We start from the raw sequence: 23,392 nt of genomic DNA on the forward strand, positions 1-23,392 counted from the left end.
GGCCCGCGCGAACTCCGCGGGCGCCCGGGCCGGCTCAGCGCAGGGTGTCCGCCCAGTTCGCCGGGACTCGTCCCGCCGGGCCCGGCGTCGGCTGTTCCGCCGGGTGGCTCACCGGCGGAGCGAGCTCGGGCCCGGACTGGTACAGCTCCTTCGTGTCGTAGTTCCAGAACCAGCCCTCGCCCGGCTCGAAGCTGCGGATCACCGGGTGTCCGGTGGCACGGTAGTGCGCGGTGGCGTGCTTGGCGGGCGAGTCGTCGCAGCAGCCGATGTGGCCGCACTGCGCGCAGCGCCGCAGATGGAACCACCAGCCGCCGGCGGCATCGCACTCGATGCAGCCGGTGCCGCTCGGCGGGACGCTGAGGTCGATTCCGGTGTCGCTGGTCATGCCTGCTCCTCGGTCGTGTCGGGCTCCGGGGGCGTGAGCGGGGTGTCGTCGGGGTCCGCGGCCTTGAGCGGGAGCAGGACCTGGAAACGTGTGTCGCCCGGTACCGACTCCACCCGGAGGCTGCCGTGGTGCTTGTCGACGACGATCCGCCAGGAGATGTCCAGGCCGAGGCCGGTGCCCTCGCCCACCGGTTTGGTGGTGAAGAAGGGGTCGAAGATGCGGTCGCGGATCTCCGGCGGCACGCCGTGACCGGTGTCCTGGAACTCGACCAGGAGCCGGTCGTTGTCGCGTGCGGTGCGCACGGTCAACGTCCCTTCGCCGCCTGCGCCGTTCATGGCGGCGACCGCGTTGTCGATCAGGTTGGTCCACACCTGGTTGAGTTCGGCCGGGTAGGCGGGGATCTTCGGGAGCGTACGGTCGTACTCCCTGACCACCTCGATGCGCTGCCCGATCTTGGCCGACAGCATCAGCAGCGTGCTGTCGAGGAGTTCGTGGACGTCGGCGACCTGGTAGGGGGCGCGGTCCAGCTGCGAGTACTGCTTGGCGGCGTCGACCAGGTGGGAGATGCGGGTGGTGGAGTCCTCGATCTCGTTCATGAGGAGCTCGGTCTCGATCGTGTAGTTGAGCCACCCGACGGCGTTCGGCAGGATCTCCTCGCCCACGGCCGCCGCGACCTGTTCCAGCCAGTCGACGTCGAGCCCGGCCTGGACGAAGGTCGGCGCCAGCTGCCAGCCGTAGCCGATGCCCTGGTCCTCCAGCCAGTCGGTGAGGACGTCCTCCCGGTCGGAGGCTTCCAGCGGGCTCAGCACGGGCGCCTTGGCGACCCGCTCGGCCGTGCGCTCCTGGATCTCGATGAGGGTCGCCAAGGTCTCGCGGGAGAAGGGGCCTTCGGCGATGACGGCGAGCTTGCGCCGCATCTTCGCCACCCGTTCCCGCAGCGTCGCGGTGGCCCGTACGGCCGCCGCCGCGGGGTTGTTGAGCTCGTGCGTGAGACCGGCGGACAACGAGCCCAGCGCCAGTAGCCGTTCGCGCTGGTTGATGGCCAACTGGGCGCTCTTCTGGCCGAAGAAGAGCCCCTCCAGCAGATGCACCGCCATCGGAAACCACTCGCTCATGACGCTCGCGAAGGTGTCCGCGGGCAGCACGAAGAACCGCGTCGGCTCGGTGACGCGCATCGAGTTGTTGTACACCTGCCGCACCCGGTCCCCGAGGTACGCCTGCATGGCGCCCGCGTACACCCCGCGCTGCGAGGTCCGGGTGACCTCCACGTCGTCGCCGCCGACCCGGCGGGAGAGCACGACCGTGCCCCCGAGCATCATGTAGAAGCAGGTGGCGGGTTCGCCCTCGGTGTACACCGGACCGGGCTCGAACTTCTCCACCCGCCCCTCGCAGCACAGCCGGCCCAGTTGCTTGGGGGTCAGCTTCTCGAACAGGAACATGGAGCCGATCTCCTGCGGGCTGCACGGCATGGGCTGCCCGCTCATGACTGCTCCAGGTAGCGGTGGACGAGCATCACGGCCATGGCTCCCTCTCCGACGGCGGACGCGACGCGCTTGGCGGACTCGGCGCGCGCGTCGCCCGCCACGAACACGCCGGGAATGTTGGTCTCCAGGTGGTACGGCGGCCGGTCCAGCTCCCAGCTCGCGGGCGGCCGCCCGTCGGGGGTGAGGTCGGGTCCGGCCAGGATGAAGCCGCGCTCGTCGCGCAGCACCGTGCCGTCCAGCCAGTCGGTCAGCGGCGCGGCGCCGATGAACACGAACATCCACTGCGCGTCGACGCACTCGGTCTGCCCGGTCGCGGTGTCGCGCAGCGTCAGCTGCTCCAGGTGTTCCGAGCCGTGCGCCGCCTCGACGACGGTGCCGGTGCGCACCGAGATGTTGGGGGCCTCGTTGATCTGCTGGATGAGGTAGTACGACATCGAGGCCGACAGGGACGGGCCGCGCACCAGCAGTGTGACCGACTTCGCGCCCTTGGCGAGGTACATCGCCGCCTGTCCCGCGGAGTTGGCGCCGCCGACGATGTACACGTCGTGGTCCTGGCAGGAGGCGGCCTCCGTCAGTGCCGAGCCGTAGAACACGCCGCAGCCGGCCAGGGTTTTCGTGCCGGGCGCCGCAAGCTGCCGGTAGGACACGCCGGTCGCCAGGATCACGCTGTGCGCGGCGACCGTCGAGCCGTCCGAGAACCGCACGGTCCGCGCCGCGCCGTTGACCTCCAGGCCCGTCACCTCGAGCGCGGTGAGGATCTCGGCGCCGAACTTCGTCGCCTGCCGCCGCGCCCGGTCCGTCAGCTGGGCGCCCGACACGCCGTCCGGGAAGCCGAGGTAGTTCTCGATCCGCGAGCTCAGCCCCGCCTGGCCGCCGGTCGCCGAGCGCTCCACGAGCACCGTCCGCAGCCCCTCGGAGGCCCCGTACACAGCCGCGCCGAGCCCGGCCGGGCCGCCGCCGACCACGACGAGGTCGTAGAAGTCGGCCGCCGGCGTCGTCGCCAGCCCCACGCGGGCCGCCAGCTCCGGCGCCTCCGGCTCGACCAGGGGCGTGCCGTCCGGCGTGATCACCAGAGGCAGCCGCTGCCCGTCCTGCCCGGCGGCGGCCAGCAGCCGCCTGCCCTCCGGTTCGTCGGACGAGTACCAGCGGTAGGGCACCTGGTTGCGGGCCAGGAACTCCCGCACGTCCGACGACCGCGCCGACCAGCGGTGCCCGACCACCTTGGTGCTGGGCACCGGCCGGTAGTCGCTGGCCCGCCAGGCGTCCAGCAGGTCGTCCAGGACCGGGTAGAGCTTCTCCTCGGGCGGGTCCCACGGCTTGAGCAGGTAGTGGTCCAGGTCGACGACGTTGATCGCGTCGATCGCCGCGTTGGTGTCCGCGTACGCGGTCAGCAGCACCCGCCGGGCGCCCGGATACACGTCCAGGGCCTGTTCCAGGAACTCGATGCCGTTCATCTGCGGCATGCGGTAGTCGGCCAGGATCACGGCCACCAGGTCGCCGCGCAGCTTCAGCTCGCGCAGCGCCTCCAGCGCGGAGTCGCCGGACTCCGCGCGCACGATCCGGTACGACTCGCCGTAGCGTCGCCTGAGGTCACGGGCGACGGCGCGGGAGACCCCCGGATCGTCGTCCACGGTCATGATGACGGTCCGCGCTGCCTCCGCGGCCTGTGCCATACGTCTCCCGCCCCGAGCGGTCGGATCGGCGGCCCGGTGCCCGTCGTCACCACGCCGGCTCCCGCCCATCGTATGTTCGATCGTCCCGCTTCGCTCCGGGATGCGGGAGACGGCGGCCTCAGCCGGGGCGGCGGGAGCTCAGGACGCAGAACTCGTTGCCCTCCGGGTCCGCGAGCACGACCCACGGCTGCTCGCCCTGTCCCACGTCCGCGTGGCGCGCCCCGTGGGACAGCAGCCGGGCGACCTCGGCCTCCTGGTCGTCGGGGCGGAAGTCGAGGTGCAGCCGGTTCTTGACGGTCCTGGCTCCCGGGACCGGCACGAAGAGCAGCCCCGGCAGGCGGTCCGGCTCCGGCCGGATCTCGTATTCCTCGGGGGAGTCGTCGACCACCGCCCAGCCGAGCGCCTCGGCCCACCAGCGGCCCAGGGCGGCCGGGTCGGCCGCGTCCACGATCACCTGCTCCCACTCCAAACCCATGGGGGCAGCGTATTTCAAGATCGTGGGGACAGCGTAGGGAAGACTGGGCCCGACGGACGGGACACGGACGGGACAACGACACAGGGAGGCACACCGCATGACGCGCCCGATCACGGCAGGGGTCGACGGATCCGAGGAGAGTCTCGCCGCGCTGACGTGGGCGGGGCGGGAGGCCGTGCGCCGCGGGCTGACGCTGCGTGTGGTGCACGCCTGGCGGTTCGAGCCGCACGAGGCGTTCGACGCGGGCGACCGGGACACGCAGGAGCAGTGGGTGCGCGACGCGGTCGCCGAGGCCGCCCGGACCGTCACCGAGCGCCACCCCGGCCTGAACGTGACCACCGACGTCCTGGCGGAGGGCGCCGTGGACGCGCTGGTCGCCGCCGCGGCGGACGCGGAGATGCTGGTGCTCGGCTCGCGCGGGCACGGGCCCGCCGTCGGGTTCCTGCTCGGCTCCGTGGGACAGCAGGTGATCGCCGAGGCCGAGCGGCCCGTGGTGCTGGTGCGCGCCGGGGACGAGCCCGCCGCCGAAGCCGCGGGCCGGGAGGTCGTCGTGGGCCAGCACGGCGACTCGGAGGACAGCGCGGCGGCGCTGCGGTTCGCGTTCGAGACGGCGGCCGCCCGGGGAGCCACCGTCCGGGCGGTACGGGCCTGGAGCCTGCCGCCGGTGTTCGCCTACAGCCCCGGCTCGCTCAAGCTCCTCGACGAGGCCGGGGGCCTGGAGCCGTACGAGAAGAAGGCGCTGGCCGAGGCTTTGCAGCCGTGGCGGGAGCGCTTCCCCGACGTGCCCGTCGTCGAGCACGTTGAGATGGGCAGCGCGGGCCAGGTGCTGCTGGCGGCGGCCGAGCGGGCCCAGCTGGTGGTCGTGGGCCGCCGCGCCCACCGTACGGCGGTGGGCGCGCGGATCGGCTCGGTCGCGCACGGGGTGCTGCACCACGCGACGTGCCCGGTGGCCGTCGTCCCGCACGTGACCCACACCTGACTCACTGCGGCGCCGTCGGCTCCAGCGTCTCGCGCGCCTTGGGCAGGATGTTCCTGATGTAGTCCTCGACCGCGGTGTCGAGGCCGATGTCGTGCTGCGCCCGCTCGGACAGGTACCAGCGGTGTTCCAGCAGCTGGTGGTAGAGCTCGGCGGGGTCCATGGCGCCGCGCAGCTCGCGCGGCACGGCCCGCACGGTGGGCCGGAACACCTCCCGCACCCAGCGGTGGGCGAGCACCTCCGGGCGGGCGGCGTGGGGGTGGGGGTGCCCCCTGCTCGAGCGGAGCCGAGAGCTTGGGGGAGGGTCGCCCGGCGCGTAGTCGTCCTGGGTCGCCATCCAGCTCTCCAGGTCGTTCAGCAGCCGCCGCGCCTGGTTCTCCTCGGTGTCGAGGCCGGTCAGGCGCAGCAGCTGCCGCTGGTGGTGGCCGGCGTCGACGACCTTGGGCACGAAGGTGACCGTGTCGCCGTTGGAGGAGTGCTCGATCTGCATCTCGGCGACGTCGAAGCCGAGGTCGTTGAGCCGGCGTATCCGGCGCTCGATGTAGTGGTACTTGCCCGCCGGGTAGACCGACCTGCGGGTCAGCTCCTCCCACAGGCTCCGGTAGCGGGCGCAGATCTCGGTGCCGAACTCGATCGGGTCCACCGAGGGGTGCAGCGCGCCGGAGGCCTCCAGGTCGAGCAGCTCGCCGCTGATGTTCACGCGGGCCAGGTCGAGGTCGTACTCGCGCTGCCCGGTGCTCAGTTGCGGGTGCAGCTCGCCGGTCTCCGCGTCCACCAGATACGCCGCGTACGCGCCCGCGTCGCGCCGGAAGAGCGTGTTGGACAGCGAGCAGTCGCCCCAGGCGAACCCGGCCAGGTGCAGGCGCACCAGCAGCACGGCGAGCGCGTCCATCAGGCGATGCATGGTGGCCGGGCGCAGGGTCGTCTCGAACGCAGGGTCGTCTCGAACGCAGGGTCGTCTCGAACGCAGGGTCGTCTCGAACATCGAGCGGTACGGCATCGAGCCGCCCAGGTGCCGGGTGATCAGCACCGGCTCCAGCGGGGCGCCCGCACGGCCGGTGCGCCCGGTGACCACGGCGAGCGCGTCCACCGCGGGGATGCCGAGCCGGTCCAGGTCGCGCAGCAGCTCGTACTCGCGCAGCGCCGGCCGTTCGGCGAGCTCCTTGATGGCGATCACCTCGTCCCCGGCGCGGGCGTAGCGCACGACGTGCCGCGAGATGCCGCGCGGCAGCGGCACGAGGTACTCCTCGGGCCACTCCTCCAGCGGCAGGTCCCACGGCAGTTCGAGCAGGAGCGCGGGGTGTTCCGGATTGATGGCGCTGATCTGCAAGGCCATGGCGGGACCCTAGCGACCCTGCAGGGCCCGTTCCCGTGCCCGTTGCGCGGCCGCCCGCACCGGGCCGCGGTGGACGGGCCCGTGGCCGGGCAGCAGCACGTTGCCGTCGAGGCCTTCGAGTACGTCCAACGAGGCCACCGCCCTGGCGCGTTCGTGGTGGAACATGTCGGGCAGCAGCTGCGGCCCCTCGATCCGGGAAGTGGGGTGGCCGGTCACCAGGGCGTCGCCGGAGATCACCACTCCCGCGTGCGGCAGGTGGAAGACCGCGTGGCCCTCGGTGTGGCCCGGCGTGTGGACGGGGACGGGCCGGCCCGGCAGGTCGAGCGGGCCCTCCGCCGGGAACGGCTCGGGAGCGGTGACCGGCACGTGCGCGGTGCCACCGGAGCGGATCGCGTGCACCGCCCACGGCAGCACGCCGGGCCGCCAGCCGTTGCGCAGCACCTGTCCGACGGACACCTGGTGGAGGAACTCCCGGCGCGCGTGCGGCACTTCGGCCTCGTGCAGCTGCACCGGCGTGCCGTAGGTGCCGCGCAGGTGCTCGGCGGAGCCGAGGTGGTCGTTGTGGGCGTGGGTGATCAGCACGGCCGCCACCGCCTCCGGCGAACTCCCCACCGCGGCGAGGGAGTCGAGCAGGAGCCGGCGGTCTCCCGGGTAGCCGGTGTCCACCAGGGTGGCCGCGTCCCCTTCGGTAAGGATCACCCAGTTGGTGTTGCTGCCGTGCACCAGGTAGGTGCCGTCGGCGACTTGCTGCACATCCGCCCGCATCGATCTCCCCCGCATCCCGAGGTGGCTGCCCGACGGGGACAGCCAACCAGATGTGGCTGCGGTGCACGTGCACGCGGGGAGAGAAAGCTGACATGAAGCCGCCTCCGGCGCCGTCCGCCGGAGGCAGCCCCCGCGCGCATCCGAGACAGCCGCTTCTCCGCCTCAGTGCACGCGGTCTCAGTGCACCCCGGTCGGACGGAACTGGATGCTGATCCGCGGTCCCGCGGCACGCGTGGTCTTGGGGACGCAGTGCTCCCAGGTCCGCTGGCAGGAGCCGCCCATCACGATCAGGTCACCGTGCCCGAGTGGACGCCGGACCGTCCCGCCGCCGCCCCGCATCGGGCGCAGCAGCAGGTCCCGGGGCGCGCCCACCGAGAGGATCGCGACCATCGTGTCCTCGCGTGCACCCCGCCCGATCCGGTCGCCGTGCCAGGCGACGCTGTCCCGGCCGTCGCGGTAGTAGCACAGCCCGGCCGTGGTGAACGGCTCGCCCAGTTCCTCGGCGTAGTGCGCCGTCAGCGCGTCGCGCGCGTCGGCGAGCACCGGGTGGGGCAGCGGGTCGTCCGCGCCGTAGAAGGCGAGCAGCCGCGGTACGTCCACGACGTGGTCGTACATCGTCCGGCGCTCCGCACGCCACGGCACCTCGGCGGCCAGCTGTTCGAACAGCGCGTCGGCCCCACTCAGCCACCCGGGCAGCACGTCGATCCAGGCGCCGAAGCCGAGCTCGGTGCGGCGCAGCCCCGTGAGCGGGCCGAACCGGAGCTCGTCGGTCTGGTCGAAGAGGGAGCCCTGGAGGTGGTACGCGGTCACGGTTCCAGCGTACCCTGAATCGAAAATCTGTTCCCATCGAATGTCTGGCGGCCTCTTTGGATACATCGATGTATCGGATACATTCGCGTATCGAACGGAGGCGGGACATGGCGGTGCAGGAGGGGGCGGCCAGGCGCGTCACCAGGCGCCGGGTCCGCACGCGGGCCAATCTCCTGGACGCCGCGTTCAAGGTGTTCGCCGCCAAGGGCTTCGGCCGGGTGTCGATCGAGGAGGTCTGCGACGCGGCGGGCTACAGCAGGGGCGCCTTCTACTCCAACTTCGCCACCCTGGACGAGCTGTTCTTCGCCCTGTACCAGGAGCGCGCCGACCTGATCGCGGACCAGGTGGCCGGGGCGCTCGCCCTCGACGGGCCGGACCTCGACGTGCCCGCCGCCGTCGACCGGGTCACCGAAGTGCTCCTCCTCGACCTGGAGTGGCTCCTGGTCAAGACGGACTTCCTGGTGCATGCCGCCCGCGCCCCGGCCGTGGCACAGACCCTGCTGGAGCACCGGGCGCGCCTGCGCCGGGCCATCGCGGACCGGCTCGCACGCGCCCGGGGGCACACCGAACTGCCCGCCGTACTGGGCGACGTCGACGGCGCCGCCCACGCGGTCGTCGCCGCGTACGACGGAGTCACCACCCAACTGCTGCTGGACAAGGACGTCGACGGCGCTCGAGGCTGGCTCAAACAGCTGCTCACCGCGCTCCTCACCGACGGCAGCGGCAACCCCCTATGAGGAAGGAAACGGTCGCCATGGACGCGGACGTCATCGTCGTCGGAGCCGGTCTCGCGGGCCTCGTCGCGGCGCACGAGCTGACCAGCCGGGGCCGGAGGGTCGCCCTGGTCGACCAGGAGAACGCCGCCAACCTCGGCGGGCAGGCGTACTGGTCCTTCGGTGGGCTGTTCCTCGTCGACTCCCCGGAGCAGCGCCGCCTCGGCATCAAGGACTCCTTCGACCTCGCCTGGAACGACTGGCAGGGCAGCGCGCAGTTCGACCGGCTGGACGACGAGGACTCCTGGGCGGTGCGCTGGGCGCGCGCCTACGTCGAGTTCGCGGCGGGGGAGAAGCGGTCCTGGCTGGCCGGGCACGGGATCACGCTGCTGCCCACGGTCGGCTGGGCCGAGCGCGGCGACCTGCGGGCGGACGGGCACGGCAACTCCGTACCGCGTTTCCACATCGCCTGGGGCACCGGTACGGGCGTCGTGGAACCGTTTGTCGACCACGCCGAGCAAGCGGCGCGGGACGGGCTGCTCACCTTCCACCACCGCCACCGGGTCGACGAACTCGTCATCGAGCACGGCGCGGCGTGCGGCGTGCGCGGGACCGTCCTGGCGGAGGACGACTCCCCTCGCGGCGTCGCCTCCAACCGCGACCCGGTGGGCGAGTTCGAACTCACCGCCCAGGCCGTGATCGTCACCACCGGCGGCATCGGCGCCAACCACGACATCGTCCGCCGCTACTGGCCCGAGCGCCTGGGGACCCCGCCGTCGCAGATGGTCACCGGCGTCCCGGCGTACGTCGACGGCCGGATGCTCGACATCAGCGCCGACGCCGGGGTCCGGCTGGTCAACCGCGACCGCATGTGGCACTACACCGAGGGCCTGCAGAACTGGAACCCGATCTGGCCCGGCCACGGCATCCGCATCCTGCCGGGACCGTCCTCCATATGGCTCGACGCGCTCGGGCGCCGGCTGCCCGACCCGTGCCTGCCCGGCTACGACACACTCGGCACCCTGAAGCACCTGCGCACCACCGAGGACATCGCGGGCCACGACCACTCCTGGTTCGTGCTGACCCGGAAGATCGTCGAGAAGGAGTTCGCCCTGTCGGGCTCCGAGCAGAACCCCGACATCACCGCCAAGGACCGCAAGGCGGTGCTGCGTGACCGGCTGCTCGGCAAGGGCGCGCCCGGACCCGTGCAGGCCTTCCTGCGGCACGGCGCGGACTTCGTCATCGCGGACACCCTCGAGCAGCTCGTGGAGAAGATGAACGGGCTGACCGACAAACCGCTCCTCGACGCGGCCGAGGTACGGCGCCAGATTGAGGCCCGTGATCTGCAGATCGCCAACCCCTACAGCAAGGACGCCCAGGTCCAGGGCATCCGCAATGCCCGCCGCTACATCGGCGACCGCCTCGGCCGGGTCGCCGCCCCGCACCGCATCCTCGACCCGGCGGCCGGCCCCCTGATCGGCGTCAAGCTGCACATCCTCACCCGCAAGACCCTCGGCGGCATCCAGACCGACCTCGACTCCCGCGCCCTCGGCACCGACGGGCAGCCCATCGACGGCCTGTACGCGGCCGGCGAGGTCGCCGGCTTCGGCGGGGGTGGCGTCCACGGTTACAACGCCCTGGAGGGCACCTTCCTCGGCGGCTGCCTCTTCTCGGGGCGCGCGGCGGGACGGGCCGCGGCGCGGCAGACGGCCTGACCTGCGCCACGCCGGTGCGGTGGGCACGCCTGCGCACCGCACCGGCGAACAAGCCGTCCACGCAAGGTGCAGCTGTCGGTCCTGCCCGACGCGTGCGCCGCGGGCGCCCGCATCCTCACCGGGGCACGGGTGCGGCGCATCCTGGTCGACCACGACCGTCCGGGCGGGCCGCGCGCGGCCGGGGTGCAGGTGGGCCGACCGGACGGCGGCGCGTTCGAGATCCTCAGCCCGCTCGTCGTCACCGCCGCGGGCGCCCTGCAGACACCGCCGCTGCTGCGCCGCTCCGGCCGGGTCATCCGAGGCTGGGAGGGAACCTCAGCGTGCATCCGGCCACCAGCGTCGCGGGTCGCTTCCCCGAGCCCGTCACGCCGTGGCGGGGTGTCCTGCAGAGTGTCGGCATCGAGCAGCTGCACGACCGCGGGATCCTCATCGAGGCCACCGCGAGCCCGCCCGGCATGAGCAGCTTCGTCCTCCCCGGCGTCGGCCGCGCCCTGCGCCGCGAACTGGAGGCCGCCGACCGTCTCGCCACACTGGGCGCGATGATCGTCGACCGCCCCTCGGGCCGGGTGGCGGGCAGCGACCGCACCCTCGTCCGCTACGCCCTCGACCCGCGCGACGGCGCACGGCTGCTGACGGCCGTACGGGCGATGGGGCGGGTGCTCTTCGCCGCCGGGGCGGAAGAGGTCCTCACCGGCGTCCCGCGGGCCCCGCGCGCCCGCACCCTGGACGAACTCGACGCGCTGCTCGCCGACATCACCCCGCGGGAGCTGCACCTTTCCGCGTTCCACCCCACCGGCACCGCCGCCGCGGGCGCAGACCCGCACCAGGCACCGGTCGATCCCGTGGGCCGGCTTCGGGGCGTGCGCGGGGTCCTGGTCGCGGACGGCTCCGTCCTGCCCTCGTGCCCCGAGGTGAACCCGCAACTGAGCATCATGGCGTCGCGTCCGCCGTCGCCCACGTCTACCTCGACTGAGGCTCCAGCAGGCCGGCCAGCACCGCGGCGTGGCCCTCCTCGGGCGACTTGGAGGCGGTCACCAGCGTCACGGGTCCCTTGCGTGCCAACTTCCTGATATGAGCGAGGCGTTCGGCGGCATCGGGCTCGGTGAGCTCCGCCTCGTAACGGCGCCGGAACTCGTCGTACGAGCCCTCGCCCCCGTGGTACCAGCGGCGCAGCTCGGTGGACGGAGTGATGGCCTTGGGCCACTCGTCGACGTGCGCGTCCTCCTTGGAGAGGCCGCGCGGCCACAGCCGGTCGACCAGGACGCGCACGCCGTCGTCCGGCTCGGGCGGGTCGTAGATTTGGCGTACACGGACGCTCACGGTCGGGCCTTTCTCGGGAGCGGACGGGTCGTGGCCGGAGCCTACTGCGGCGGGTCCGGGCGGCGGCGCACCCGGCGGGCGACGCGGCGTGACGTGACCTGAACGAGGGCGAATCCGAGCCAGGCGGCCCCTAATCTGAGGGGGTTTGATCACCCGCCCCCCAAGGAGAGCACGTGACGCCACCCCGGAAGCAGGCCCCCAGACGCACCGCCGTCCTGAGGCGCGAGGCCGTGGTCACGACCGTTCTTGTCGCCGTCGCGGCCCTGCTCGCGGCCGCCGGACCCGCGGCGGCCGGCACTACCGGCTCCACCGGGGCCGGCGACCCCTACTTCCCGCTCGCCGGCAACGGCGGCTACCACGTCGCGCACTACGACCTGACCCTCCGCTACGACCCGCACAGCCGCCACCTCGACGGCACGGCGGTCCTCACCGCCCGCGCCACCCAGCGGCTGACCCGCTTCGACCTCGACTTCAAGGGGCTGAAGGTCACCGGTCTCACGGTCGACCACGTCAAGGCGGACTACCGGCGCGACGGCCAGGAACTCGTCGTCACTCCGCGCACCGCCCTGCGCAAGGGCCAGGAGTTCCGCGTCACCGTCACCTACAACGGCACCCCCAAGCAGGTCACCGACCCCGACGGCTCCCCGGACGGCTGGATCCCCACCGACGACGGGGCCTTCGTCGCCGGGGAGCCGCAGGGCGCCATGACCTGGTTCCCGGCGAACAATCATCCAGAGGACAAGTCCTCCTACGACTTCACCATCACGGTGCCCGAAGGGCGCACCGCGATCGCCAACGGCGCTTACCTCGGCAAGCGCACCGCCCACGGCCGCACCACGTTCCGCTGGCGCCAGCCGGAGCCGATGGCCGCCTACCTGGCCACCGCCAGCGTGGGGAAGTTCAAGGTCGAGCAGTACACCACCAGCGCCGGCATCAAGGTCTACAACGCCGTCGACCCGCGCGAGGCGACCGCCGCCGCCCCCGTGCTGAAGAAGCTGCCGTCCGTCCTCGAGTGGGAGCGCAAGCTGTTCGGGCCGTGCCCCTTCCGCGCCGCCGGGTCGATCGTCGACCACGCGCCGAACGTCGGGTACGCGCTGGAGACGCAGGGGCGGCCCCTCTACGACTCGGCGCCGGACCTGAGCACCCTCGTCCACGAGAACGCCCACCAGTGGTTCGGCGATTCCGTCTCCCTCGCCCGCTGGAAGGACATCTGGCTCAGCGAGGGCTTCGCGACCTACGCCGAGTGGCTCTACAGCGAACAGCACGGCGGCCGGAGCGCCCAGAAGACCTTCGACGCGCTGTACGCCCGCCCCGGAAGCGACGACCTGTGGGCGTTCCCGCCGGGCAACCCCGGCAGCGGCGCGCACATCTTCGGCACCCCCGTCTACGCCCGCGGCGCCATGACCCTGCACGAGCTGCGCAGGGCCGTCGGCGATCCGGCGTTCTTCCGGATCCTGCGGGCCTGGGCGGCCGGGCACCATGACGGGCACGGCACCACGGCCCAGTTCCTCGCGCTGGCGGAACGGGAGTCCGGAAAGGACCTCGGCGGGCTGTTCCACACCTGGCTGTACGGGGCGGGCAAGCCAAGCAGGTCCTAGGTGTGCCCGCAAGGCAACCCCCGCGGGGGTGGCCGAACAGACTCGTGGTGGGGTCGATGGGCCCTCATGCGGTGGGCACGTGCGCAGGAACACTGAGATCCTGAGCGAGGGGAGGACTGCCCATGACCTGACGGACTGTGGTGGTGAGGGCCGTGGCCCCACTCGGCGAGAACAATCCGGAGCCGAAGGTTCCGAAGATCGATCCGCTGGGGGACCCCTTCCTGCGTACCCGGCTCGCCGTGCCCATGCGGCCTGCGACGTTCCTGCGGCGGGAGCGCCTGGTCACGCACCTGGACCAGGCCCTCCGGACGCCGCTGACACTGGTCAACGGAGGGGCCGGGGCGGGCAAGACCCTGGTGGTCGCCGACTGGGCGGCGCACCTCGGACAGCCCGTCGCGTGGCTCACCAGCGATGCAGGGGGCCAGGCGCCCGGAGTCCTGTGGTCCTACCTCCTGGAGGCCCTTCGCATCTGCGGAGTCCGGACGGCTCAGGAGGCAGGCTGTCCGACGGACGCACGCCACATGGACCACACGCTGCTCGCCCGGCTGGCCACCGAACTGTGCGCCCGGGACGGGCCCGCGATCGTCGTGCTCGATGAGTACGACCGTGTGACCGCTCCGGAGATCGCGGAACAGCTGGAGTTCGTCCTGCACCATGCCGGGGAGGGACTGCGGCTGATCATCGTCACCCGCACCGAACCGCTCCTGCCGCTGCACCGTTACCGGGCGGTCGGCACCATGACGGAGATCCGCGGTGCCGAGCTGGCCTTCACGCCCGAGGAGGCGGCCACGCTGCTGAAGCTCCACGGTCTGCACCTGTCCGGTGACGCCACGCGCGCCCTGGTGGAACGCACCCAGGGATGGGCTGCCGGCCTGAGGCTGTGTGCCCTGGCCGCACAGCAGAGCCCTGATCCGGAGACGTACCTGAAGGAGTTCGAGGCCGGGCAGAGCACCGTCGCCGACTTTCTGCTGGCCGAGGTGCTCAAGAGGCAGCCGACCCGGACGCAGGACCTGCTGCTGCGCGTCAGCGTCCTGGGGCGGTTCTGTCCCGACCTGGCGAACGCTCTGACCGGTCGGCGGGACGCCGAGCCCATTCTGGCCGAGCTGCACCGGGCGAACTCGTTCGTGGAGCACCTGGGTCACTCGTGTTACCGCCTCCACCCGCTGTTCGGAGAGATCCTGCGGGCTCATCTTCGCGTGCGTTCTCCCGGACTGGAGAGCGAACTCCACCGCAGGGCCGCGCGGTGGCTCCAGAGTTCGGGAAGCCTCTCCGAGGCGCTGGCACACGGTGCCGCGGCGGGCGACTGGGAATTCACCGCGCGCGCCCTCGTCGACGACCTGGCGATCGGACAGCTCTTCACCGGCCTGCGCGCCGACGACCTCTGCGAGTTGTTCTCACGCATGACGCCCGATGCAAGCGGCCCCGAGGCGGATCTCGTCCGGGCGGCGCGCGAGCTGTCCGACCGCCACGTCGACCGAGGTCTCGCCCATCTGCGGCACGCCGAGCAGGAACTGAGCAGGGACGGACCCGACGCGGCGGCGGCCCGGCTGAGTTGCGCCCTGCTGGAGGCCCTGGCCGCCCGGCTGACCGGCTTTTCGGACGGGGCCGAAAGAGCGGCGCGGACTGCGCGGGAACTGGAGCAGGGCATCCCGGGCGAGCTCCTGGACAAGCATCCCGAACTCACCGCACTCCTGGAGACGCATCTGGGCTCGGCCCGCCTGTGGGCGGGACGCTTCGAGGACGCACGCACAGCCCTGTCCGCGGCGGCCGACACCTCCGGCGGGGCCTCCACGGCGCTGCCCCGTCAGGAGTCCCTCGGCCACCTGGCGCTGATCGACTACCTCAACGGCTGGCCAGGCAGGGCGGAACGCAAGGCCCTGGCGGCGATCACCGATGCGGAACGGTTCAGCGTGGCCGAGCCTTCCGGTTCCGGCCTCGGGCGGGTGGTCCTGGCCGCCGTCGCCGTCGACCGCGACGAACTGGACGAGGCCGAGACCTTTCTCCACCAGGCGACGGCCTCCCGTCCCGCGGCACAGGACCGGGTGATGGTGGCGGCGCAGGCCATCGCCAGGGCACGCCTGCTCCTGGCCCGGGGTCGTACGCGGGCGGCCCTGGAAGCCGCCGCGTCCGCTGCCCGCGCCGCCGACGGGTCACCGTGGGCCGCGGAGCATGCGGCCCTGGTGGCCTCCACCGCACACCTGGCCGAGGGCCGCCCGGAGACGGCCGTGAAGGTGTTGGAAGACGTGGCGGACCACCAGACGGCCTGCGCCGTGGCGGCGGCCCGGGCCCAGCTCGTGGCGGGAAACACCGAAGAGGCGCTGGACGCGCTCGACCGTCTCCCCGCCACGCAGCGCCACGGTCCCGCGGTGACGGTCCCCGCCACACTGGTGCGGGCGCAGGCCGCCGACCAGGCGGGAGACTGCGCCACAACCCGCCGGCTCGTCGCCCAGGCGCTGCTCGCCGCCCGGCGCGAGCGGTTGCGGCGTCCGTTCCTCGAGGCCGGGCCATGGATCCGCCACCAGCTGAGCACGGAGCCCTTGCAGGAGCTCGCCGAGGACTGGCTTGTGCCCCGCCCGGGGCCGCGCGCCCGGAGGGCGCCGCCCGGGGCCCAGCCCCCGGCTCCGGTCGTCGAGCAGCTGAGCGAGCGTGAGCGCGAGGTCCTTCAAAGACTCGCGCAGACGATGTCGACCGAAGAGATCGCCGCGGACCTCTTCGTGTCGGTGAACACGGTGAAGACCCACCTCAAGAGCGTGTACCGGAAGCTCGCGGTGAACCGGCGCAGCGACGCGGTGCGCCGTGCACGCGAGCTCCGGCTCCTGTGACGCCGGATCACCTGCACCGGGTGAGGCCCGGCGGGACGACGGGACGGACGATCGCAGGGACGGGCGCGGTCCGCCCGCCCCAGGCCATCCGCGGGGAGAGCAGCTCATGCGCTACGAGATCCGCGTCGACGGGTACATGTCGGAGACGCTGACCAAAGTGTTCCCGGAGCTGGACCACGTGGTGATCTCCGGTCAGACCGTCCTGTTCGGTCCCGTCGTGGACGATGCGCACCTGTACGGACTGCTGGCCCGCTGTCAGTCGCTGGGGCTGCGTGTCGTGGAGATGCGTCGGCTTCCGGAGTGATCTCGGGGCCGGGAACCGTGTCGCCGAGAGCCCCCATCGGGCGGCTGCTCCCGGTGCTGCCGGCGCAGTCCCACCTGGACGGCGCTCGCCAGTACGCGTGCGGCGACGCCCACGAGCAGCAGGCCTCCGGTCATCTGCAGCATGGTTGCTGGTCCGAGCCTCACCTGATCTCCGCACCCGGTCGAGCGGATCACCCGTCATGGGTGACCCGGCAGCCACCCCCCGCGCGGGACTCTGGCCCGAAGAGGTCCCCGCGCCCCGTCCCCTCGGCGGTCCGGCAGCGACCTGCACCGACCGCGCGAGGAGGAGCCATGACCGTTCCGCGTCGTTCGGCACCGCACACCGGGCCCGAGCACCTGTCCGACGGGACGCCCCCCGGTCGCGATCCCGCGGATCTGCTCGCCGGACTCGGCAGCTCGTGGACCTGGATCCTGGGTTCGGCGATCGCGACGCTGGTGCCCGGCATCCTCGTACTGGTCTGGCCGGACGAGACCCTGCACGTCCTCGCGGTCGTCATCGGGCTGTACCTGCTGGTGACCGGGGTGTTCCGGTTCGTCGCGGCGTTCGCGCGGGAGGGGCACGGTGAGCGGCTCCCCCAGCTGCTCCTCGCGGTGCTGTTCGTCCTGGCCGGAGTGCTGTGCCTGAGGAACCCGTTGCAGACCATCGCCGCGCTCTCGCTGATCGTCGGGATCGTGTGGCTGGTCTCCGGCATGCTGACCGCCTACACGGCCCTCGCCGCCAGGGACCTGCCGCACCGCGGTGTCGTTCTCGGCGCGGGGGCGATCGGGATCGTCGCGGGGATCGTGGTCCTGGCCCTGCCGGCCGAGTCGGCGGTCGCACTGACCCGGCTGCTCGGCCTGTGGCTCGTGCTGCTCGGTCTGGTCGAGCTGGCCGTCGCCTTCGCATGGCGGGCCGCGCTCCGCAGGTCGGGCGCCGCACGCCGGTCCGGTCCGTCCGTGACGGCTTGAGCGCCGTCCCACGCTCAGAGCGCCGGCGCCCGCGGACGGTACGCAACGACCCAGGAGGATCCATGGCCTCGTCCCAAGCCCCCGTTCCGCCGGACTCCGGCGGTTCCGCGGACGCCCAGCACCCTTTGACCGGTGCGGAGCGCGAGGAATACGAGCGGCTCCGCCGGGCGGCTGCAGTGCGTCACCGGCTGACGCGCCGGACCGGCGCCTCGATACTGCTGCTGCTGACCCTGCTGCTCGCTCCGCCGGCCGTCGTCGCGGCCTGGGTGCACGGCGTGGTCTCCGACACCGACCGGTATGTCCAGACCGTCGCGCCGTTGGGCTCGGACCCGGCCGTGCAGAACGTCGTGATCGACCGGCTGACCAACCGGGTCGTGGACAACGTCGACGTCAAGGCGGTGACGGCGTCGCTCACCAAGGCGCTCGCCGACGCCGGAGCGCCGCCGCGCGTCGTGGAGGCGTCGACGGCGCTCGCCGGCCCGCTGCGCACCGCGGTCACCAGCGTCGTGCACCGCACCGTGAGCCGTGTCATCACCAGCGACGCCTTCGAACAGGCGTGGGTGAACTCCAACCGGCGGGCCCACGCCGCGGTGCTGAACATGCTCACCGGTGACAAGAGCGGTGCCCTGCGCGCCGAGGGTGACGCGGTGCAACTGGACATCGGGGTCGTCGTCGACCAGGTGAAACAACGGCTGGTCGACGCGGGCTTCGAGAAAGCCGCCGCCATTCCGGCCCCCGACAGGATGGTCACGCTGTTCCGGACCGACCAACTGGGCAAGGCGCAGGACGGGCTGCGACTGCTGGACATCGTCGGTACCTGGCTGCCCGTGCTGACCCTCGCGTGCGCCGCCCTCGCCGTGTGGGCCGCCCCGGGGCACCGGCTGATGCTGCTGGTCACGGCCACGGGCATCGGCGTGATGATGGTGGTCCTGCTCATCGCCCTGGCCGTGGTACGACGGATCTACCTGGACGCCGTCCCACCTGCCACGCTGCCCTCCGACGCCGCCGCGGCGATCTACGACACCTTCGTCCGTTTCCTGCGCGACAGCATGCGCACCCTCCTGGTGATCTCCGTGATCACGGCGCTGGCCGCGTACCTCTACGGTCCCGGACGTGTCGCCCGTGGCGTGCGGACCCTCGCCCGCCGGGGCACGACCGCCGCCGGCACCGCGCTGCGGCGCACCGGCCTGGACACGGGCGCGGCAGGACGTCGGCTGGACACCCACCGGTCCTGGACCACCGGCGTCGTCATCGGGGCCGGCGTCCTGGCACTGGTGCTCTGGAACCATCCCACCACGGGAGCTGTGGCGCTGGTCCTCTGCATCGTCCTGGTCGTCCTGATCGTCGTGGCGGTGCTTGCGGCCACCGCGGGACCGGCCGTGGCGACGAAGGCCGGGCAACCGCACCAGGCGGTCCCGTGAGCCGGTCCCCCGTACCCACACGATCACCCGCGTCGGGTGAGGCGGCTCGCTCCTTGGCGTGTGCAGGCTGATGGGGGAGAACGGCAGCTGGGCGAGAGCCCGGGACGGAGGAGAGAAATGAACACACAGGTGTACCTCGCGTACGACTATCCACTGCTGAGCGCCTTCTGGACGATGCTGTGGTTCTTCCTGTGGATCATGTGGTTCATCCTGCTGTTCCGGGTCGTCGTCGACATCTTCCGCGACGACAGCCAGAGCGGCTGGGCCAAGGCCGGCTGGCTGGTCTTCGTCATCGTGCTGCCCTTCCTCGGTGTCTTCGTCTACGTCATCGCCCGCGGCAGGGGCATGGGCCGTCGCGAAATGGAGCAGGTGCGCGCCCAGCAGCAGGCGGTCGACGCCTACATCCGTGAGACCGCGGCCGGCTCCGGCCGGCCCAGCAGTGCCGAGGAACTCACCAAGCTGTCCGAGCTGCGCGCCCGCGGCGACATCACCGACGAGGAGTTCGGCCGGGCGAAGGAGCTGATCCTGACCGGCAGCGGCGCATCGGGCCGGTCCACCCCCGGCACCCCCACCTCCGGCCACTGAGCACGCCGATCGAGACGAGACGAGGCGGAACAATGACCGCGACACACACCGCGCCTGCTCGCACGGCGAAGCAGCAGTGGGCCGGCGGCCTGATGGCGTTCGCAGCCGTCATGCTGATGATTGCCGGGCTGCTCGACATCCTCCGCGGCATCATGGCGATCGCCCGGGACGACATCTTCGTCACCACCCGCAACTACGTCTTCCGGTTCGACCTCTCCGGCTGGGGCTGGGTGCACCTGGTCCTGGGGGCGGTCGCCGTGATCATCAGCATCGGGCTGTCCCAGGCCGCGCTGTGGGCCCGCATCCTGGGCGTGGCCATCGCCGGACTCATCATCATCGCCAACTTCCTCTCCCTGCCGTACTACCCGCTGTGGTCGATCGTGGTGATCGCGCTCTCGGCGTTCATCATCTGGGCCCTGTGCGTCGTACGAAGTGACGACTCCACCGCCGTCTCCCCGGGCGCGCCGCGCGGGGCCTGAGGGAATCTCAGGGACGCGGGGTGCGGCGTCGGTTGAGAATCGGGACCTGACGAGTTCCTCACATGTGTCGGCCACAGTCGACGCATGATCCATCGCACGCCCCGGGTCGCCCTGCTCGCCGCGTCCCTGCCGCTCACCGGGTGCGGCGGCGGTGCCCTGGGCGGCGTCGGACCACATCTGCGACGCCACCACGGCGCGGACGAGCACCCCCGTTGCGGGAGATCTCCCTCCAGGTGACCCCGCGGGAGATACCGGCCTCGGCCCCAGGACGCCGGCGCACCTACCGTCCGGCTCCCGGCAGGCCGTCGTGATGCCCGGACGATGCCCGGACACGGAGAGAACTCCCCGGACTCCACGGTCGTGCTCCATCAGCGCACCGAGGCGGGCCGGCAGGCCGGCGCGAGCGGGCCCGCCCACCACGCCCTCAAGGGCTGGACAGTCCACCACATGTCCGGCGACCCGCGCTCACCCGTCGGCGTCCACACCCTCACATGCGGCAGGCGCTCGGCAACCTGGTCTCCAACGCCCTGCGCCACACTCCCGCCGACGGCGCCGTCACCCTGGCCGCCCGCCGGGACGGCGACGAGGTCGTCTTCGACGTCACCGACACCGGCACCGGCATCGCCCCGGAGGAGCTGCCGCACGTCTTCGACCGTTTCTGGCGCGCGAAGAAGTCCCGCAGCCGCCGCACCGGCGGCAGCGGGCTGGGCCTGGCCATCGTCCGTCACCTGGTCGCCGCCCACGGCGGGACAGTCGGCGCAGCCGGCGAGCCCGGAGCCGGCAGCGTCTTCACGCTGCGGTTGGCCGCCGCCCCGGCGCCGGAGGACAGCTGACCGGAGCGAAGGATTCCAGGCTGATTTCCGTTCGCTGCGTGCGGGTACCCCGAGCGCCTGAGGCAAGAAGGAGATCACTACATGAGCGCATCGGACGACCTGCCGGTCGTGCACACGCTGGCCGACCTCGCCGCCTTGGTCGAGCGGCATCAGGGCCTCTACGTCCGCTGGTCGCGCGGCCCCGAGACCGACCTCGGCGCCACCTCCAGCACCGACGACCTCACGGGCGTCCCCATGCCCGGACTGTCGGCCAACCCCCTCGGCTTGGAGGAGTGGTGGCAGGACCGGTCCGTGCAGCTGTGGGTGGCGCGCCGCCTGTACGACTACGGTCATCTGCCGCACGAGAAGGGCCCCGGTGTGCGCCCCTGGGTCGTGATGGGACGGGAGACGGGCCGGGGGCCCGACAACGAGCCGTTGGTGGTGGACGTGGAGCCGATGTGCTGGATCGACTCCGGCGTCATCGAGGAGGCGCGGGCCGAGGTGGCCCGGCAGGAGGCGGAGTGGGGGCCGCTGCGCCGCTCCGGCGGCTGACAGCCCCCTCATCACCGGCCGGGTTGGCTGACGGGCCCTCACCGCCCGGGGTGCTGTCCGGAGCTGCGCCGGGCGCCCGCGCGCCGCTTCAGCGCGCGGCGTTCGGTCTCGCTCGTGCCGCCCCACACACCGATGGTCTGTCCCGTGTCCAGCGCCCACTGCAGACACTGTTCCCGGACGGGACAGCGCCGGCAGACCGCCTTGGCCTGTCCGGTCTGCAGCAGCGCCGGACCGGTGGTGCCGATGGGGAAGAAGAGGTCGGGGTCCTCGTGGCGGCACGCGGCGTACCAGACCCTCGCCTTCGCCGCACTCGACGCCGCCTCGCTGGCCCCGCCGAGCGCCGCGCTGCGCGCGGACGAGGAGATGTGGCGCTCGACGTACGCCCGGCTGCCCGCCGCCACCCACCCGCGCATCGCCGAGGCGGCCCCCCTGCTGGCGACCCGCATGGTCACCAGCGCCTATCCGACGGCCCTGGAGATGCTCCTGGACAGCGCGGCCGCGCAGCTGGAGGTGGTTCGGGGCAGGTGTTAGTGGTTCGGCCGCGCAGCTTCGGCGCACCCCTACCGGCTCACCCGCGCAGTGCCTCCGCGGCCGTCGTCGCCACCGCCTCGGCCAGCGTCGCGAGGGCGGGCGAGTCGAGCTTCCACTGCTGCCAGTACAGCGGGACGTCGACCGACTGGTCCGGCGCGAGGCGCACCAGGCGGCCGGCGCGCAGCAGCGGGTCGGCCTGCACCTCGGGCACCATGCCCCAGCCCAGGCCGACCGCGACGGCGTCGACATAGCCCTCCGACGTCGGCACGTAGTGCCGCACCTCGCTCGCGGCGCCGCGCTCGCCCCGCAGCCGGCGCACGAAGCCGTCCTGGAAGTCGTCCCGCCGGTCGAAGACCACCACCGGTGCCTCGGCGAGCGCGTCCAGCAGGGGCCCGGCGAGATGGCGGGCGGCGAAGTCCGGGTTCGCCACGGGGACGTAGCGCATCCGGCCCAGCGCCCGCACCGAGCAGCCCGGCACGGGATCGGGCGACGAGGTCACCGCCGCCATCACCAGTCCCTCCCGCAGCAGCGCCGCCGTGTGGTCCTCGTCCTCGCGGCGCAGCTCGAAACAGAGCTGCGGCTCCTGTGGTACGCGGGTGAGGGCCCCGAGGAACCAGGTCGCCAGCGAGTCGGCGTTCACGGCCACTGACACCCGGGTCGGCTCCCCGGCGCTGCCCAGCCCGAGCTCGGCGGACGCGTCGCGCTCCAGCCGGGCCACTTGGCGGGCGAACCGCACGATCACCGCGCCCGACTCGGTGGGCCGTACCGGCTTGGTGCGCATCAGCAGCACCCGGCCCGTGCGCTGCTCCAGGGCCTTCACTCGCTGACTGACCGCCGACGGCGTCACGTGCAGGGCCGCGGCGGCCGCCTCGAAGGTGCTTTCGTCCACCACCGCGAGCAGAGTGCGCACCTGGTCGAGGGGAAGCTCCGTCATCACGAGAGCTAAGGGTACGTAAGAATCTTTAGCTGTACGTGGAGTGATCGTTTTCGTAGCGTCGAGGGCATGACCCATGCCCTGACCGCCGCGGCCGCCGGGTTCGGCACCGGCCTCTCGCTCATCGTCGCCATCGGCGCCCAGAACGCCTTCGTGCTGCGCCAGGGGATCCGCCGGGACGCGGTACTTGCCGTGGTCGGCATCTGCGCCCTGTCCGACGCGGTGCTCATCGCGCTCGGCGTCGGCGGGGTCGGTGCGGCCGTGGTCGCGTGGCCGGGGGCGCTCACCGTGGTCGGGCTGATCGGCGGCGCGTTCCTGCTGTGCTACGGCGCCCTCGCCGCCCGCCGGGTGTTCCGGCCCGGGGCGGCCCTGCGGACGGACGGCGAGGCGGCGGGCTCCCGCAGGCGCGCGGTGCTCACCTGCCTGGCGATGACCTGGCTCAACCCGCACGTGTACCTCGACACCGTGTTTCTGCTCGGCTCCCTCGCCGCCGACCGCGGCCCGTTGCGCTGGACCTTCGGGCTCGGTGCCGCACTCGCCAGCCTGTGCTGGTTCGCCGCCCTCGGCTTCGGGGCCCGGCTGCTCGGGCGCGTCCTCGCCAGGCCCTCGGCCTGGCGGGTCCTGGACGGACTGATCGCCGCCACGATGATCACGCTCGGCGTCACGCTCGTCGCCGGATCCTGAGACCGCCCACGGCGGAACCTGGCCTGCGGATTCGGGCGGCAGGCGGTGCT

General features: G+C 72.5%; 23 protein-coding genes and 4 pseudogenes. 16 read left to right on the top strand and 11 right to left on the bottom strand.

Annotated features, from left to right (window positions below):
- Positions 1-34 precede the first annotated feature (34 nt).
- From ABZV31_RS08640 to ABZV31_RS08655, 4 genes are all read right to left on the bottom strand, one after another.
- Positions 35-385: a UBP-type zinc finger domain-containing protein gene (locus tag ABZV31_RS08640; RefSeq protein WP_355889937.1), complete on the bottom strand. Its 351-nt coding sequence runs from the start codon at positions 383-385 to the stop codon at positions 35-37.
- Positions 382-1,869: an ATP-binding protein gene (locus ABZV31_RS08645; RefSeq protein ID WP_355889940.1), complete on the bottom strand. Its 1,488-nt coding sequence runs from the start codon at positions 1,867-1,869 to the stop codon at positions 382-384. The genes ABZV31_RS08640 and ABZV31_RS08645 overlap by 4 nt, the downstream gene beginning before the upstream one ends.
- Positions 1,866-3,542, bottom strand: coding sequence for an FAD-dependent oxidoreductase (locus ABZV31_RS08650; RefSeq protein ID WP_355889943.1), 1,677 nt, complete (start codon positions 3,540-3,542; stop codon positions 1,866-1,868). Before ABZV31_RS08650 ends, ABZV31_RS08645 begins: the two co-directional genes overlap by 4 nt.
- A 118-nt stretch (positions 3,543-3,660) precedes the next feature.
- Positions 3,661-4,017, bottom strand: coding sequence for a VOC family protein (locus ABZV31_RS08655; protein WP_355889946.1), 357 nt, complete (start codon positions 4,015-4,017; stop codon positions 3,661-3,663).
- Positions 4,018-4,114: 97 nt separating this feature from the next.
- Between ABZV31_RS08655 and ABZV31_RS08660 the strand changes: the two genes are divergently transcribed.
- Positions 4,115-4,996 (top strand): universal stress protein, encoded by an 882-nt coding sequence (locus ABZV31_RS08660; RefSeq protein WP_355889949.1) that lies wholly within the window; start codon positions 4,115-4,117, stop codon positions 4,994-4,996.
- A gap of 1 nt (position 4,997) precedes the next feature.
- Here ABZV31_RS08660 and ABZV31_RS08665 read toward each other — a convergent pair whose 3' ends face one another.
- From ABZV31_RS08665 to ABZV31_RS08675, 3 genes are all read right to left on the bottom strand, one after another.
- A complete protein-coding gene (locus tag ABZV31_RS08665; RefSeq protein WP_355889952.1) occupies positions 4,998-6,329 on the bottom strand; it encodes a DUF4032 domain-containing protein in 1,332 nt (443 codons plus the stop codon).
- Between the two features lie 9 nt (positions 6,330-6,338).
- Entirely contained in the window at positions 6,339-7,094 is a 756-nt protein-coding gene (locus ABZV31_RS08670; protein WP_355889955.1) for an MBL fold metallo-hydrolase, read from the bottom strand.
- Positions 7,095-7,271: 177 nt separating this feature from the next.
- Positions 7,272-7,904 carry an alpha-ketoglutarate-dependent dioxygenase AlkB gene (locus tag ABZV31_RS08675; RefSeq protein WP_355889958.1) on the bottom strand — a complete coding sequence of 211 codons (633 nt, stop codon included), beginning with the start codon at positions 7,902-7,904 and terminating at the stop codon, positions 7,272-7,274.
- Between the two features lie 107 nt (positions 7,905-8,011).
- On the opposite strand from ABZV31_RS08675, the gene ABZV31_RS08680 reads away from it, so the two are divergent.
- The 4 genes and pseudogenes from ABZV31_RS08680 (at position 8,012) to ABZV31_RS08695 (ending at position 11,402) form a co-directional block, all read left to right on the top strand.
- On the top strand, positions 8,012-8,641 hold the full coding sequence (locus ABZV31_RS08680; protein ID WP_355889960.1) for a TetR/AcrR family transcriptional regulator: 630 nt from the start codon (positions 8,012-8,014) through the stop codon (positions 8,639-8,641).
- Positions 8,642-8,658: 17 nt separating this feature from the next.
- Positions 8,659-10,332: an FAD-binding dehydrogenase gene (locus ABZV31_RS08685; protein WP_355889962.1), complete on the top strand. Its 1,674-nt coding sequence runs from the start codon at positions 8,659-8,661 to the stop codon at positions 10,330-10,332.
- A 66-nt stretch (positions 10,333-10,398) separates the two neighbouring features.
- Positions 10,399-10,560 (top strand): annotated as a pseudogene (locus ABZV31_RS08690) (GMC family oxidoreductase N-terminal domain-containing protein); the annotation flags it as partial.
- Between the two features lie 92 nt (positions 10,561-10,652).
- A complete protein-coding gene (locus ABZV31_RS08695; RefSeq protein WP_355889965.1) occupies positions 10,653-11,402 on the top strand; it encodes a GMC family oxidoreductase in 750 nt (249 codons plus the stop codon).
- Here the strand turns inward: ABZV31_RS08695 and ABZV31_RS08700 are convergent.
- A complete protein-coding gene (locus tag ABZV31_RS08700; RefSeq protein WP_355889968.1) occupies positions 11,293-11,652 on the bottom strand; it encodes a DUF488 family protein in 360 nt (119 codons plus the stop codon). The two genes, ABZV31_RS08695 and ABZV31_RS08700, sit on opposite strands and share 110 nt — an antisense overlap.
- Before the next feature lie 173 nt (positions 11,653-11,825).
- On the opposite strand from ABZV31_RS08700, the gene ABZV31_RS08705 reads away from it, so the two are divergent.
- From ABZV31_RS08705 to ABZV31_RS08715, 3 genes are all read left to right on the top strand, one after another.
- Entirely contained in the window at positions 11,826-13,250 is a 1,425-nt protein-coding gene (locus tag ABZV31_RS08705) for a M1 family metallopeptidase (protein WP_355889971.1), read from the top strand.
- Between the two features lie 245 nt (positions 13,251-13,495).
- Positions 13,496-16,072, top strand: a complete 2,577-nt coding sequence (locus ABZV31_RS08710) for a LuxR C-terminal-related transcriptional regulator (protein WP_355890107.1) — start codon at positions 13,496-13,498, stop codon at positions 16,070-16,072.
- 106 nt (positions 16,073-16,178) lie between these two features.
- Entirely contained in the window at positions 16,179-16,376 is a 198-nt protein-coding gene (locus ABZV31_RS08715; RefSeq protein WP_355889974.1) for a hypothetical protein, read from the top strand.
- Here ABZV31_RS08715 and ABZV31_RS08720 read toward each other — a convergent pair.
- Positions 16,328-16,522 (bottom strand): annotated as a pseudogene (locus ABZV31_RS08720) (hypothetical protein); the annotation flags it as partial. The gene ABZV31_RS08715 and the pseudogene ABZV31_RS08720 sit on opposite strands and share 49 nt — an antisense overlap.
- 165 nt (positions 16,523-16,687) lie before the next feature.
- Here ABZV31_RS08720 and ABZV31_RS08725 point away from each other — a divergent pair.
- The 6 genes and pseudogenes from ABZV31_RS08725 to ABZV31_RS08750 all read left to right on the top strand — a co-directional run bounded on the left by ABZV31_RS08725 (position 16,688) and on the right by ABZV31_RS08750 (position 21,193).
- Positions 16,688-17,344: an HdeD family acid-resistance protein gene (locus ABZV31_RS08725; RefSeq protein ID WP_355889976.1), complete on the top strand. Its 657-nt coding sequence runs from the start codon at positions 16,688-16,690 to the stop codon at positions 17,342-17,344.
- Positions 17,345-17,406: 62 nt separating this feature from the next.
- Positions 17,407-18,765 (top strand): hypothetical protein, encoded by a 1,359-nt coding sequence (locus tag ABZV31_RS08730; RefSeq protein ID WP_355889979.1) that lies wholly within the window; start codon positions 17,407-17,409, stop codon positions 18,763-18,765.
- 117 nt (positions 18,766-18,882) lie between these two features.
- Positions 18,883-19,350 carry an SHOCT domain-containing protein gene (locus ABZV31_RS08735; protein WP_355889982.1) on the top strand — a complete coding sequence of 156 codons (468 nt, stop codon included), beginning with the start codon at positions 18,883-18,885 and terminating at the stop codon, positions 19,348-19,350.
- Between the two features lie 32 nt (positions 19,351-19,382).
- A complete protein-coding gene (locus tag ABZV31_RS08740) occupies positions 19,383-19,829 on the top strand; it encodes a hypothetical protein (protein WP_355889985.1) in 447 nt (148 codons plus the stop codon).
- Between the two features lie 491 nt (positions 19,830-20,320).
- Positions 20,321-20,662: pseudogene (locus ABZV31_RS08745) on the top strand (sensor histidine kinase); the annotation flags it as partial.
- A gap of 81 nt (positions 20,663-20,743) precedes the next feature.
- Positions 20,744-21,193 (top strand): DUF6098 family protein, encoded by a 450-nt coding sequence (locus tag ABZV31_RS08750; RefSeq protein WP_355889988.1) that lies wholly within the window; start codon positions 20,744-20,746, stop codon positions 21,191-21,193.
- 38 nt (positions 21,194-21,231) lie between these two features.
- Here ABZV31_RS08750 and ABZV31_RS08755 read toward each other — a convergent pair whose 3' ends face one another.
- A complete protein-coding gene (locus ABZV31_RS08755; protein WP_355890109.1) occupies positions 21,232-21,438 on the bottom strand; it encodes a WhiB family transcriptional regulator in 207 nt (68 codons plus the stop codon).
- Positions 21,439-21,481: 43 nt separating this feature from the next.
- On the opposite strand from ABZV31_RS08755, the pseudogene ABZV31_RS08760 reads away from it, so the two are divergent.
- Positions 21,482-21,724: pseudogene (locus ABZV31_RS08760) on the top strand (TetR/AcrR family transcriptional regulator); the annotation flags it as partial.
- A gap of 37 nt (positions 21,725-21,761) precedes the next feature.
- On the opposite strand, the gene ABZV31_RS08765 reads toward ABZV31_RS08760, so the two are convergent.
- Entirely contained in the window at positions 21,762-22,658 is an 897-nt protein-coding gene (locus tag ABZV31_RS08765; protein ID WP_355889991.1) for a LysR family transcriptional regulator ArgP, read from the bottom strand.
- A 69-nt stretch (positions 22,659-22,727) separates the two neighbouring features.
- Here ABZV31_RS08765 and ABZV31_RS08770 point away from each other — a divergent pair, with 69 nt between their 5' ends.
- The gene (locus ABZV31_RS08770; RefSeq protein WP_355889993.1) at positions 22,728-23,342 is read left to right on the top strand and encodes a LysE/ArgO family amino acid transporter; all 615 of its coding nucleotides are present in this window, start codon (positions 22,728-22,730) and stop codon (positions 23,340-23,342) included.
- Positions 23,343-23,392: the final 50 nt, after the last annotated feature.

Origin of the sequence: Streptomyces sp. NPDC005202, from assembly GCF_040608235.1 — a bacterium.
GTDB lineage: Bacteria > Actinomycetota > Actinomycetes > Streptomycetales > Streptomycetaceae > Streptomyces.

What these genes read in the sequence shown, in the direction of transcription:
- ABZV31_RS08640 (WP_355889937.1), bottom strand. Translation starts at nt 385, where the DNA reads ATGACCAGCGACACCGGAATCGACCTCAGCGTCCCGCCGAGCGGCACC.
- ABZV31_RS08765 (WP_355889991.1), bottom strand. Translation starts at nt 22,658, where the DNA reads ATGACGGAGCTTCCCCTCGACCAGGTGCGCACTCTGCTCGCGGTGGTG.
- ABZV31_RS08710 (WP_355890107.1), top strand. Translation starts at nt 13,496, where the DNA reads ATGCGGCCTGCGACGTTCCTGCGGCGGGAGCGCCTGGTCACGCACCTG.
- ABZV31_RS08725 (WP_355889976.1), top strand. Translation starts at nt 16,688, where the DNA reads ATGACCGTTCCGCGTCGTTCGGCACCGCACACCGGGCCCGAGCACCTG.
- ABZV31_RS08750 (WP_355889988.1), top strand. Translation starts at nt 20,744, where the DNA reads ATGAGCGCATCGGACGACCTGCCGGTCGTGCACACGCTGGCCGACCTC.
- ABZV31_RS08740 (WP_355889985.1), top strand. Translation starts at nt 19,383, where the DNA reads ATGACCGCGACACACACCGCGCCTGCTCGCACGGCGAAGCAGCAGTGG.
- ABZV31_RS08655 (WP_355889946.1), bottom strand. Translation starts at nt 4,017, where the DNA reads ATGGGTTTGGAGTGGGAGCAGGTGATCGTGGACGCGGCCGACCCGGCC.
- ABZV31_RS08730 (WP_355889979.1), top strand. Translation starts at nt 17,407, where the DNA reads ATGGCCTCGTCCCAAGCCCCCGTTCCGCCGGACTCCGGCGGTTCCGCG.
- ABZV31_RS08680 (WP_355889960.1), top strand. Translation starts at nt 8,012, where the DNA reads ATGGCGGTGCAGGAGGGGGCGGCCAGGCGCGTCACCAGGCGCCGGGTC.
- ABZV31_RS08770 (WP_355889993.1), top strand. Translation starts at nt 22,728, where the DNA reads ATGACCCATGCCCTGACCGCCGCGGCCGCCGGGTTCGGCACCGGCCTC.
- ABZV31_RS08715 (WP_355889974.1), top strand. Translation starts at nt 16,179, where the DNA reads ATGCGCTACGAGATCCGCGTCGACGGGTACATGTCGGAGACGCTGACC.
- ABZV31_RS08660 (WP_355889949.1), top strand. Translation starts at nt 4,115, where the DNA reads ATGACGCGCCCGATCACGGCAGGGGTCGACGGATCCGAGGAGAGTCTC.
- ABZV31_RS08645 (WP_355889940.1), bottom strand. Translation starts at nt 1,869, where the DNA reads ATGAGCGGGCAGCCCATGCCGTGCAGCCCGCAGGAGATCGGCTCCATG.
- ABZV31_RS08670 (WP_355889955.1), bottom strand. Translation starts at nt 7,094, where the DNA reads ATGCGGGCGGATGTGCAGCAAGTCGCCGACGGCACCTACCTGGTGCAC.
- ABZV31_RS08665 (WP_355889952.1), bottom strand. Translation starts at nt 6,329, where the DNA reads ATGGCCTTGCAGATCAGCGCCATCAATCCGGAACACCCCGCGCTCCTG.
- ABZV31_RS08735 (WP_355889982.1), top strand. Translation starts at nt 18,883, where the DNA reads ATGAACACACAGGTGTACCTCGCGTACGACTATCCACTGCTGAGCGCC.
- ABZV31_RS08650 (WP_355889943.1), bottom strand. Translation starts at nt 3,542, where the DNA reads ATGGCACAGGCCGCGGAGGCAGCGCGGACCGTCATCATGACCGTGGAC.
- ABZV31_RS08685 (WP_355889962.1), top strand. Translation starts at nt 8,659, where the DNA reads ATGGACGCGGACGTCATCGTCGTCGGAGCCGGTCTCGCGGGCCTCGTC.